This window comes from Paenibacillus sp. FSL F4-0100 (assembly GCF_037993005.1).
Classification (GTDB): domain Bacteria; phylum Bacillota; class Bacilli; order Paenibacillales; family Paenibacillaceae; genus Paenibacillus_AQ.
This window is the reverse complement of the sequence record NZ_CP150303.1, coordinates 4,685,819-4,697,694: the sequence shown is the minus strand read 5'-3', so window position 1 is coordinate 4,697,694 and position 11,876 is coordinate 4,685,819. Positions and strand designations below refer to the sequence as shown.

Sequence of the window (11,876 nt, the reverse complement as noted above, 5' to 3'; positions counted from 1 at the left end):
CAACGAATGTTCGGTTTAAATGCGAATCGCGTTTAAATAGTTTGATCCATTATAAGGAGGGTTCATGGTGCAGAAAACAAACATCAGTTTCAAATCCTGGAAAGTTTTGTTCTCCACACTTATGGTACTGGCGCTGCTCGTTACAGGCTGTGGCGGACGATCCGGCGGCCCGGCAGGCGGAGCATCAAGCAATTCACCGGAAAATGAAAGCGCAAACAACGGTGGCGGCAGCGGCGATAAAGTCGTAATCAACTTTTGGGCGCAAAAATTCGAGGAAACGACCGATGAGTGGTTCAAAAAATGGGTCGGCGAGTACAACAAATCTCAGAATAATGTGGAAGTGAAACTGGCGATCGTTCCGGGCGACGCTTGGGATCAAAAAATGAAAGCGGCTCAAGCCGCGGGGAAAGCGCCGGATATCCGAACGATCAACTACGGCAACGTGGCTAATGCCGCGAAGACAGGACAGCTGACGGCACTGAACGATTTGATGGATCCGGCAGTATTCGATGATTTGTACGACAACATGAAGGAATTTGTGTCCGTTAACGGTAAGTACTACGCTTATCCGAAGCTGGTCGAACCTTCTGCCGTCATGTTCTATCGGAAGGATTTGTTCCAGGAGGCCGGGCTTGATCCGAATCAGCCGCCGAAGTCGTGGGATGAGCTTCTGGATGCAGCTCAGAAGCTGACCAAGAAAGGCGTGTTCGGGTTATCGATCGCACAAACCGCTCCGGATTTGGGCTGGTCGAGCTGGGGGCTGCAGTATAATGCAGCAGGACATCTTGCGGTTACGGAGGACTGGTCCAAAGCAGACGTAAACAATGACGGCTACAAGGCGCTCTTGAATTTTTACCAGAAAGCTTACCAATCTGGCGTCATGCCGAAGCAGGCTCTGGCCGGATATGCGGATATCAAGCCTTTCGGCGAGGGCAAGATTGCCATCCAGATTTGCGGTTCCTGGGCGATGGGGCAGCTTCGCAACACTTATAAGGATTTGGTAGATAAGGTGGGGATTGCACCAATGGCATCGTTGGACGGCGATTTGACGAAACCGACGGCAACGCTTGGCGGCTGGTCGCTGGCGGTAGACGGCAAATCCAAGCATGCGCAAGAATCGGCAGATTTCATCTCTTATCTCCTCGCCGGGGATCCGAACATCATGATCGACTTTTTCAAGACGTCCCAATTCTCCAAGTTCTCCCCGCGTAAATCGGTGGACGAAGCGATGAAATCCGATCCGGATGCATCCAAGGATAATTGGCGTGCGCTGGTCTCTGAGCAGATCATTCCTTACTCCCAGGCTGAACCGATCTATCCATGGGATATCAGCTTCGCACTATCCACTTCCATTGAGTCCGCCATGAAAGGAACGCCGGTGGATAAGGCGCTGGAGAAAGCGGAAAAGGATATTAACGATTTCATATCCAAGAACAATCTTGCCGGCACAAATCCGAAAAATTAGAGCTTTGGCGGCCACCCGTGGATCATCCCTTCAGATACGGATATCCGATTTCGGATGGCTGCCTCATCCTTAGGTCATGGTGGTGACTCTACATGTTTAAGAAAAATTACCGGCAGGACAATGGGGTGGCTTATTTGCTTCTCGCACCCATCGTCATTCTGCTGACGATCTTTGTCATCATACCTTTCTTCTATGCCCTGCGCGTGAGCTTCTATAATTGGAGCTTCTACCAGGATTCCACCTTTGTGGGCTTACAGAACTTCTATATGGTGCTGACCGATGACCTCTTTCTCCAGTCCATCTGGGTAGGGCTCAAGTTTGCCCTTATGGTCGTTCCGACAATGCTGATTCTCTCATTTCTGTTCGCCAACATCATTAAGAACCTGGGCTCCGGCTTTGCAAGCGTTGTGAAGACCTCCGTGTACATCCCAACCATCATTTCCGGGATCGTGGCATCGGTCATCTTCGTCTTTATCTTCGATTATGCAGGCGGCTTGGCCAACTACATCATCGGACTGTTCGGATACGAGCCGAAAGCGTGGCTTGCCGAAGTAGCTACGGCACTGCCCAGCATCGCAGCCCCTGCCGTATGGCTGGGCTTCGGCCTCACAACGCTGATCATGCTGGCAGGTCTCCACGATATTCCGAAAAGCTACTATGAGGCTGCGGAACTGGAAGGAGCGGGCACCTTTGTCCGGATGTGGTATATCACGATTCCGCTCATGCGCAATGTGATCCTGTATCTGCTCGTAACCGGATTTACGGCGCAAATCTCACAGTTCGAGCTGTCCCTCGTGATGACGGGCGGCGGACCGCTTAGCGAGACCACAACGCCGAACCTGTACATCTTGAACCATTTCCGCAACGATGTCATGGTCGGCAACTCGATCGCGGCATCGCTGCTGTTGTTTGTGGTCCTGGGCAGTATCTCGGCCATCATCTTCAGAGTGTTGAATTCGGAAAAAGCGATCGACGGTTAGGGAAGACAGGAGGATAACAAGATGAAAACGTTCAACGGACTTCAAAAAACATTGATGACACTCTTGACCGGCCTGGTGACCATTATGGCTCTGTTCCCGCTGCTGTGGGTCATCCTTGCCGGGTTCAAAGACAAAGCGGAGGTGCTTGCCACTCCGTTCCGATTCTTCCCGAAGAAATGGATGGTTCAGAATTACATGGACATTCTGGGCGATTCGGCCTTCATTCAAACGATGCTGGTTACATTCGGGGGCGCCGTTCTTTTTGCATCGCTAAGCTTGGCCGTTAACGCTACTGCGGCTTACGTCTTCTCCAGGCTGGAATTCCGGTTCAAGACATTTCTGTGGGTTTACGTCATCATCACCATGTTCATTCCCGGCATGGCGATCCTGCTGACCTCCTTTATCGTGGTGAATGAGATGGGCATGCTCGACACCCTTGCGGTGCTCGTATTGCCCGGGATTGCTTCCGCGGGACATATGTTCTTCATCCGCCAATTCTATCTGAATATTCCAATGGCGCTGGAAGAGGCGGCACTGATCGATGGAGCGGGCAGGATCAAGATTTTTACGCATATTTTCATTCCAATGTCGTTCCCGGTCTTTGTCATTGTGGGCATTGGCTCCTATTTAGCCTATTGGAACTCCTTCGTATGGCCGACGATGACGATTACCAATCCGGAGCTGTTTCAGATTATGCAGTACTTGTACACCTTCCGTTCCGAGCGTGCAACGGAAATGGGCATGTTGATGGCCGGATCGGCGCTTTCCTGTCTGCCGACCATTATCCTGTTCCTCTTCTTCCAGAAGCACATCATATCAGGAATCAAAATCTCCGGATTAAAATAAACGATCTAAGCCATACAGGTGGAGGTGAAGCATGATTATTCTTGAGAACAGACTCATCCGGCTTGAAATCAGCGAGACGGACGGTACGATTCAAGCTGTTCGCGATAACTTAAGAGGGATCGATTATATCGCGGTTGCGGGCATTACGGATCCCTTTCGCCTTGAGACAGACGCGGGCTTCAGCAGTTCCTTTCAGCGATTCGATTGGGGCAGGAACAAGGCGGCATCCGGGCAGGATCAAGTTCGACTAAGCTGGCACACGCAGGAAGGCATGATCGTAACCTCTTCCTTGACACTCTCGGCGGAGGGGGACGGTATTGAATTCCGATGCGACGCTGAAAACAACTCGGATTGCAGATTGCTTAGTCTGGAATATCCGATTATCCCGAATTTGACCACGATTACGGAGCATGGGGAGGAGGATTATATTGCTCACCCCTTTGCTACCGGATTTGAGGTCAACGACCCGATGAAGGTGTTTGAAATGAATGGGATCGGTTTTCGTTTCATGCCGTACCCGGAAAGCTTCTCGGGGGCGACGATGCAGTTCTTTGCCTATTATGGCAAGGACAGGGGCGGGCTGTATTTCGCGGCCCTGGACGGCGAAGGCCATCCGAAGTGGCTTAATTTCTTCAAGAACGGAAACGGCATGCTGGAAGCTTCGATGATCCATGGCTGCGATGATATGGGTCCCGGTAAAGGGATTCAGCCTCATTACCCGCTGCAGCTGTCGCTTCTGTCAGGAACCGGGTGGTACGAAGCTGCTGATCGATACAAGAGCTGGGCTGTACAGCAGAAATGGTGTTCACGCGGCAAGCTTGCGGGCAGGGCTGCGAATGAGGGGAGTCAATGGCTGTATGAGGATATGGGGGCAGCTACCTTTGGGATCAATGCGGGATCGGATCGGACTGCATGGATTCAGAAATACCATGAAAGCATCGGAACGCCGATGTTTCACATTCTGGGCCCAGACTGGACGCACCGGCCGCAAACGTTTGGCAGCGGCGTGCCTGGGGGATACGACGATTGGTTTCCGACCCGCTTCAACCCAGAGAACATCGCTCTGATCCGAAAGCTGGGCCACCGCTTCGCTCCTTTCGAGTTCGATTACCTGTATCATTTTGACGGAGCGGACGGCGCACTTGGCAGAGAAGCCGCGCAGAAATTTCCCGATCTGAAAAAAAGCGTGGATGCGTACCGCTTCCCGTTCCTCTGTCCGGCACATCCGTATACTCATGACTTTCATGTGAAACGGGATACGGCGCTGCAGCAGAGTGATGATGTCGATGCGATTTATTATGACATCTCCGCCAACAACATTCTGAAAATCTGCATGGATGAAAGTCATGGTCATCCGGTTGGAGCCGGCATCATGATAGAGGATGCCTACAGGCGGAACTATGCGGATACGAAGGCGGCCATGTGCAAAACTGCAGGCCGTTATATCCCCATGGGCACCGAGATGATCAATGAAACGATGCTGGATCTGATCGACTATTATCAGGCGCGGGCCGGAGGGCAGCCCGCAGCGCCGCTTGAAGGCTGGCCAATCCGGGAACTGCTTAAGTCAGGCGAGGCCCGCCTGATCCCGATGTTCACGTACGTATATCATGAGTACGGCGCACTGAGACTAGATGGCTGGGGCAAGCTGACGGAGGAGATCGGGGAGCTGTACTATTTTACGGTGGCACGCACGTACCTCTGGGGCGGATTGTACGAATTGAATTACGAATACAGCCCGATGGAGGTACTGGACGGCAACGAAAATAAGGCGGAGGAGCATTACTATTCGTTTGATCCGCGCGGGTATGCTTTCTCCACGAACAGGGCAGATTACTTGGCCCTGTATGCACGACTACGGACCGGGGCAGCGAAGGCGTATTGGTCATATGGGACCATGCTTCGGCCGCTCTCCTTCGACAGCCCTCAGACTTCCATGAAATGGTTTCATTATAACCATGGTAAGGAAACACCGGAGTATAACAATGAGGGGGAACTTTTGACTGACTCCGTCATCCACGCGGCATGGCTAAACGCTCAGGGGCATGTCGGTTTATTCTTTGCGAATGTGACTGAAGAGGAGCAAACGATTCGTGTGGATTTTCGTCCGGAAGACTACGGGAAAACGGCAGTAAACGGACGGCTGTTCACGCTGACGGGAGAGCAGGCCGTTGATTGCGAACTGCAGCAAGACACTCGGTGCTTGCTATTGTTTCCACCCCGAAGTATGACAATGCTGGAATTGACTTAGCCATGTATTCGAGAACATAAATAGCACGGCTGCTTGAGGCCGATGATGTGAAGGAGGATGTCCGTGATGTTTATGAAAAAGATGACGACAGGTGTTCTCGCCATGTCCATAATATTTGCTTCCGCTTGGGCAGGCAGCGCCGAAGCGCTGACGCCGGAAGGCACGAAGATGATAGCCCGGGTAACGGGTGCAACGTCTGCCGGAGAGACCATGCCGAATCCGAATCAAACCCACGTAAACTACAATGTCGGCGGGACGGATTTGGGCATCGTGTGGGATAAGGGAGGCGGCGAATTTTTCATTGCTTTCGGCGATACGAACGATACGGCTGGCAACTGGAACCGAAGCAATTTGCTGGCGATCTCATCAGATACGAATCTGGAGGATGGACTTACGTTCTCCACAATGATTCAGAGCAGGCCAGGCCAGGCCAAGGAAATTCTCCCCTCAAAAAAATCAACAATGATGAAATAACGGTCATTCCGACGGCAGGCGTAACCGTCGGCAACAGGCATTATATCCATTATATGTCCGTGAATCACTGGGGACCAGCAGGGCGATGGTATACGAATTACTCCGGCATCGCTTACTCGGATGACAACGGGCAGAACTGGACCAAGAGTCCGTCCGCCCGCTGGTACAACAACACGTCAACCTGGAACAATCCTTTTCAAATGGCGGCATTTCTTAAGGACAGCGGATTTGTTTACATGTATGCTACGCCAAATGGCCGCTTCGGGGATGTATATCTTACCCGGGTACCGGAGAATGCGCTGCTGAATATCGGGGATTATCGTTATTGGGACGGTAACGGCTGGTCGGCCGCACAGGCTGCGGCCCGGCCAGTGGCGATCGGTGTGGCGGGCGAGATGTCCGTTGCTTACAACGCCCACTTCAAACGGTATATCATGACCTATCTGAACGAAGACCGGCAGGCGATCGTCATGCGGGATGCGGCAACGCCGATCGGCCCATGGAGCGGGGAAAAAATTCTGGTGCCTGGAGATTTTACGGGCCTTGGTCAGTACAATGCGTATATGCATCCGCTGTCCAATAACGGGCCTGAGATGTATTTTATCATGTCGACCTGGTACCCGGATTACAATACTCATCTAATGAAGACCACGCTGGCCCCTGACATGCTCGGCGACAATCTCATCTCGGACCCAGGCTTCGAAACGCAGATAAAAACGCCGGTCATGGCTCCATGGTATGTTACGGGCGAGGGCGGCTTGGACCGCAAGCTCGGAAATGCCCGAACCGGTGAGAATAATGGCTATGTACGCAATGGCAGCGGATGGAACGCGATCAAGCAGCGGGTCGTGGTGCAGCCGTACACCAATTACACGCTGAAAGGCTGGGTTCGTACATCGAGCAACAATACGGAAGGTTACTTCGGGATAAGGGAGCCTGTAGATGGTGCCGTCGTTAAGGAAACCGCTTTTGCCCAATTGCCTGATTACACGGAACTGACGGTGACCTTTAACTCCGGGAACCGATCCGTTGTGGAATTGTATGCGGGATTGTGGGCGAGCGAGGACACCTGGCTTCAAGTTGATGATGTGTCGCTGGTGAGGGATTCGAATCTCGTGGGTCATGCCGGTTTTGAATCGCAATCCTCTTCCAGCCTGACATCGCCCTGGTATTCGAACGGAACGGCCGGGGTAGACCGCAATCTTGGATTTGCACACACTGGAGCAAACAACGGATATGCAAGGGCAAGCAGCGGTTGGAATGCAATCAAGCAGGAGATTTTTGTCGAGCCGGATACCGATTACACATTATCGGCATGGATCCGTACCTCAGACAACCATAACGATGGATATTTCGGCGTAAGGCAGCTTGGCGGAGGTCCGGTGCTGAATGAAATTGCATTTCAGCAAATTCCTGGATATACCCTGAAGACGGTTACCTTCAACTCGGGCCAGCATCATAGTCTGGAGATATACGCCGGGATGTGGGCAACGTCAGATATGTGGATTCAGGTTGACGATTTCAGCGTGGTTAAGAATTAATGATGAGCCAATGGCCGAAAACCGGGGAGAAGGGAGGAACTTATGAGACGATTACCGGAGTTATTTGTAAAGCAGTGGGATTACGACCATATTGGGCAAGCGGCTCCGAAGGTAAGTCTGCATCAACTGGACGAGGACACGATTCATTGCATACTGACCTTCGAGCTGGAGCAGGAGATTCAACAGGATGACTGGCAGATGCGCTTGGAGCCGGCATTCCTGCCACATTTTCACTGGGCGCCTCATGTAACACCGACATCCCGGCATGTGATGGACCAACACTGCTTTCGTTCGCCCGCGCTCATCGTTCATGACGATACAAGGACGCTCATGCTCATACCGGATCTGGATCTGATCACGAAGGATGCGGACGCTCGTTGGTACATGGACCTCGATGCTCCTAATAACCTGCTTGTCTTGGGAATGAGCCGAACTCGGGTGAGCGACCATGTGCTGTTTGAGAAGGTGAATGGGGCTTCATACCCGCCAGGAACGATACGCATCGGTTTCTATCTTAAAATGATGGAAGCTGATCAAGCCGTATTCAATCCCTGGCGGCTGGTACTGCAGTTTTTATGGGACAGGTGGGGGCATACGCAATTCCGTCACAGTATCTATGATGAGGTCCATCTTGACCACTATGTAAGTCATGCCTATGAGTGGGCTTTTCGTCACTGGAAAGACACGGTATGGCAGGAGTTCGAATGGGACGGACGGAACGTAGGGGCTGCGGTATTCATTGCCGATGTGAGTCAAAGCCCGAATTATCCGGGCGTGCCAAACGAGCGGGAGAGCCGATCCGTCTGGAATCAGGCATGGTTCAGCTCCCTTCGCTCGGCACAAGGCATCTGTCGTTACGGCCGGGAACAAGGCGATTCGGAGTTAGTTCGGAAAGCTCTGCTCATGAAAGAGCTTGCTCTCGCTGCTCCGCAGCGCGGCGGGTTCTTTCCCGCCGTCATTGCAACGGAGATGAAGCGGGTAGTGGTAGATGGACAGGAGGTTAACCGTTCCGGGAACTGGGCGTCTGCCTTCTGGGGAAATTCCAATCGCAATCCGGCTGATCCATGGGGTTCGATTGCGGATGCCCCTTATCACGTGCTGGATATGAGCTGGACGGCGCTGCTCATGCTTCGCTGGTTTGATGAACTAGAGCCGGATCCAAGGCTGCTGGAATATGCCGTGCGCTATGCAGATGCGCTTGTGCCCCTCCAAGACGCGAAAGGCTATTTTCCGGCCTGGCTCAATCAGGATACGTTAGCGCCGCTGGATATTCTTCGAGAGTCCCCGGAAACTTCGCTATCCGTCACTTTTTTGCTGAAGCTGCATGAATTGCGCCCGGATTCCAAATACAAGGAAGCGGCACAGCGGGCGCTGGAGGTTGTGATGAAGGAGATCGTGCCGACCGGCAGGTGGGAGGATTTCGAGACCTATTGGTCCTGCTGCGGTTATGGTCGTGAAGATCTTCCAGGCAACAAGGTGGCTAGGAATAACATGTTCAAGCAATGCAATTTCTCCATGTTTTGGACGGCGGAAGCGTTATACCATATGTATAAAATGAGCGGCAATCCTACCTATTTGAACGTTGGCCAATGTGTGCTGGATGAAATGCTGATGACGCAGGCTTCCTGGCAGCCTCCCTACCTGTATGTTGACGTATTGGGCGGATTCGGCGTCATGAACTGTGATGGGGAGTGGAATGATGCGCGGCAAAGCTTGTTTGCCGAGTTGATCCTGCAATATGGGATGGAACTGGATCTGCCCGAATATATTGAGCGCGGGATCGCCGCTTTGCAGGCCTCGTTCGTCATGATGTATTGTCCCGAGAATGAAAAAACAAAACAGCAGTGGGAGCGGGCGTATCCTTTCTTTAACGAGAAGGATTACGGCTTCATGATGGAGAATTACGGTCATGATGGTGTTGTGGACGAGGAGGGACGAGGCATGGGGACATTCACCATCTTCGATTGGGGGAACGGTGCGGCCGCTGAAGCTTACCTGCGAATTAAGGATCACCTGGGCCAAACGTTGAAAGAACGGTACGGATACGATATCACATACTAAAGGAGCGATAACAGATGACGAACTTTAATGGGCTCAACATGCACCTCGGAAATTTATCCCGGCTGTCCAATGCGCAGACAAGATCTATCAGCGCGGAGAATTTTACCGGTGACAAAGGAAAGGGCGGCATGGCCACCGACGGCACGGGCGCAGCGGCTTCCAGGGACTTGGGCGTGGGCTGGAAGGTTTCTCCTTCCGTGGAGATTTTACCGGGAGAAACGTTTACGATGGGTGACATTCAGGGTCCCGGGGCGATTCAGCATATCTGGCTTACCTGCCATCCGACGCTGTGGCGCAATCTGATTATCCGCATGTATTGGGACGATGAGAAGTCCCCTTCGGTTGAGGTCCCCGTCGGTGATTTGTTCTGTAACGGATGGGGGGAACGCAGCGATGTCAACTCGATTCCGGTTGCCGTGAATCCGGCCGGCGGCATGAACAGCTACTGGCAGATGCCTTTCCGCAAGCATGCCCGATTGACGATGGAGAACCGTGCGCCGGAAAAGGCAGTCCTTTACTATCAAATTGACTATACGCTGACGGACATCCCGGAAGATGAGGCTTATTTTCACGCGCAGTGGCGGAGAACGAATCCCGTTCCTTATAAAGAGGTTTACACCATTCTGGATGGGGTAACTGGACACGGGCACTATGTAGGGACTTACCTCGCTTGGCAGGTGAATAATAACGGCTGGTGGGGCGAAGGCGAGATCAAGTTCTATATGGACGGGGATCAGGATTATCCGACCATATGCGGTACGGGAACGGAAGATTATTTTGGCGGAGCCTGGAATTGGGAGCAGCCGAATGGTACCTATCGAACCTACTCGACGCCATATCTGGGGATGCACCAAGTGCTGAAGCCGGACGGTTTGTATCGAAGTCAGCAGCGTTTTGGCATGTATCGATGGCATGTCATGGATCCAATCCGCTTTCAAAGCGATCTTCGCGTGACCATTCAGGATCTCGGCTGGAGGTCCGGAGGAAGGTATCTTCCGCAGCAGAGCGATATTGCATCGACGGCGTTCTGGTATCAGGCCGAGCCCCATGCGCCATTCCCGGAGCTTCCGGATAATGATGAGCGGGAGGTTATATAAAGGAGCAGCTATTGCTTACCTGGCGGTAAGGTGATAGTGTGAATCCATGGAGCCTTTTGCGGGAGCATATGGCGTTTCCATGGTTGTTAATGGAGGATAGGATGGACAAACATACGATTTATACGATTGCTGAACGGGTAGGCGTATCCCCTTCTACGGTGTCCAGAGCCTTGTCGGGACGAGGTTACTGCAGTCCCAAGACGAAGAGCAAAATTCTGGAAGCTGCCAAAGAAATGAACTATGCGCCCGATCATGCAGCGAAAATGCTGAAAATGAGACAAACCAACAAAATCATTTTTGCCGTGCCAGATATATGCAACCCTTTCTACTTCGATATGATCAACGGAATCAATCAGGTGCTGGAAGAGCATGATTACCTGATGATTCTGTTCTACACCAAGCACAGGCTCCAGGAGGAGATGAAGGCGATTCAGACCCTGCGGGAAAATGTGGCCGACGGCATGATCATGGTGTCCTTTCATTTCGGTGAAGAGAATATCGGGGCCATCAATGCACTGCAAGCACCGGTCGTGCTCACGAATAAATATGTCTCGCCGGAAGGGAATGACCGCTTCGACTATGTGTATGTAGACACATATGACGGGATCAAGCAAAGCACGGAGCATCTGATCCGTCAAGGCCTGCGCAGCATCGCCTATCTCGGCGGCAATCTGAGCGAGCAGACCGGCCACGAGCGGTTCTGCGGGTATCGGGATGCCATGCTGAATGCCGGAATCCCCTTGATCCCGCGTTTTATCGCCGAATCCGATTACACCGAAAGCGGCGGTTATGCAATGGCGAAGGCGTGGCTGGAAGGGCCTGACCATCCGGAGGGCATTGTTGCCGCGAACGATTTGATGGCGATCGGGGTCATGAAGGCCTGCGAGGAAGCCGGTCTGCGCATTCCCCATGACGTTGCCGTTGTGGGCATGGATAATCTGGACCTTGCCTCCCGCGTATATCCCAAGCTGACGTCCGTTGCCTTGCAGCAGGAGGAAATCGGCCGCAAGGCAGCACAAATCCTGATGGATCGCATGTTGGGAATTCCGAGGGAAGAGCGGGCCGTGAAATTGATGCCGCAGATGGTCGTGCGGGATTCCAGTGTAAGGATTTGAAGAAAGAATAGAGTGCAATGAGAATGGCCATGCGCAAAATAACGGT

9 protein-coding genes are annotated in these 11,876 nt (G+C 52.5%); all 9 read left to right on the top strand.

The window, feature by feature from the left end; genetic code table 11:
• Window positions 1-64: 64 nt before the first annotated feature.
• The 9 genes from MHH48_RS21210 (at window position 65) to MHH48_RS21170 (ending at window position 11,830) form a co-directional block, all read left to right on the top strand.
• A complete protein-coding gene (locus tag MHH48_RS21210) occupies window positions 65-1,465 on the top strand; it encodes a sugar ABC transporter substrate-binding protein (RefSeq protein WP_256720474.1) in 1,401 nt (466 codons plus the stop codon).
• A gap of 92 nt (window positions 1,466-1,557) precedes the next feature.
• On the top strand, window positions 1,558-2,445 hold the full coding sequence (locus MHH48_RS21205; protein ID WP_076321888.1) for a sugar ABC transporter permease: 888 nt from the start codon (window positions 1,558-1,560) through the stop codon (window positions 2,443-2,445).
• 21 nt (window positions 2,446-2,466) lie between these two features.
• Complete coding sequence (locus MHH48_RS21200; RefSeq protein ID WP_076321887.1) at window positions 2,467-3,291, top strand: carbohydrate ABC transporter permease; 825 nt, start codon at window positions 2,467-2,469, stop codon at window positions 3,289-3,291.
• A 31-nt stretch (window positions 3,292-3,322) separates the two neighbouring features.
• Entirely contained in the window at window positions 3,323-5,542 is a 2,220-nt protein-coding gene (locus MHH48_RS21195) for a DUF6259 domain-containing protein (protein ID WP_076321886.1), read from the top strand.
• A 66-nt stretch (window positions 5,543-5,608) separates the two neighbouring features.
• Window positions 5,609-6,016 carry a DUF4185 domain-containing protein gene (locus tag MHH48_RS21190; protein ID WP_256720473.1) on the top strand — a complete coding sequence of 136 codons (408 nt, stop codon included), beginning with the start codon at window positions 5,609-5,611 and terminating at the stop codon, window positions 6,014-6,016.
• Window positions 5,908-7,557, top strand: a complete 1,650-nt coding sequence (locus MHH48_RS21185; protein WP_306024394.1) for a DUF4185 domain-containing protein — start codon at window positions 5,908-5,910, stop codon at window positions 7,555-7,557. The genes MHH48_RS21190 and MHH48_RS21185 overlap by 109 nt, the downstream gene beginning before the upstream one ends.
• A gap of 42 nt (window positions 7,558-7,599) precedes the next feature.
• A complete protein-coding gene (locus tag MHH48_RS21180; protein WP_076321885.1) occupies window positions 7,600-9,618 on the top strand; it encodes a hypothetical protein in 2,019 nt (672 codons plus the stop codon).
• Between the two features lie 14 nt (window positions 9,619-9,632).
• Window positions 9,633-10,715, top strand: a complete 1,083-nt coding sequence (locus MHH48_RS21175) for a glycoside hydrolase family 172 protein (protein WP_076321884.1) — start codon at window positions 9,633-9,635, stop codon at window positions 10,713-10,715.
• Window positions 10,716-10,816: 101 nt separating this feature from the next.
• A complete protein-coding gene (locus MHH48_RS21170) occupies window positions 10,817-11,830 on the top strand; it encodes a LacI family DNA-binding transcriptional regulator (protein ID WP_076321883.1) in 1,014 nt (337 codons plus the stop codon).
• Window positions 11,831-11,876: the final 46 nt, after the last annotated feature.

Coding starts and splice junctions, on each gene's coding strand:
- MHH48_RS21200 (WP_076321887.1), top strand. CDS start 2,467: ATGAAAACGTTCAACGGACTTCAAAAAACATTGATGACACTCTTGACC.
- MHH48_RS21170 (WP_076321883.1), top strand. CDS start 10,817: ATGGACAAACATACGATTTATACGATTGCTGAACGGGTAGGCGTATCC.
- MHH48_RS21190 (WP_256720473.1), top strand. CDS start 5,609: ATGTTTATGAAAAAGATGACGACAGGTGTTCTCGCCATGTCCATAATA.
- MHH48_RS21210 (WP_256720474.1), top strand. CDS start 65: ATGGTGCAGAAAACAAACATCAGTTTCAAATCCTGGAAAGTTTTGTTC.
- MHH48_RS21195 (WP_076321886.1), top strand. CDS start 3,323: ATGATTATTCTTGAGAACAGACTCATCCGGCTTGAAATCAGCGAGACG.
- MHH48_RS21180 (WP_076321885.1), top strand. CDS start 7,600: ATGAGACGATTACCGGAGTTATTTGTAAAGCAGTGGGATTACGACCAT.
- MHH48_RS21205 (WP_076321888.1), top strand. CDS start 1,558: ATGTTTAAGAAAAATTACCGGCAGGACAATGGGGTGGCTTATTTGCTT.
- MHH48_RS21175 (WP_076321884.1), top strand. CDS start 9,633: ATGACGAACTTTAATGGGCTCAACATGCACCTCGGAAATTTATCCCGG.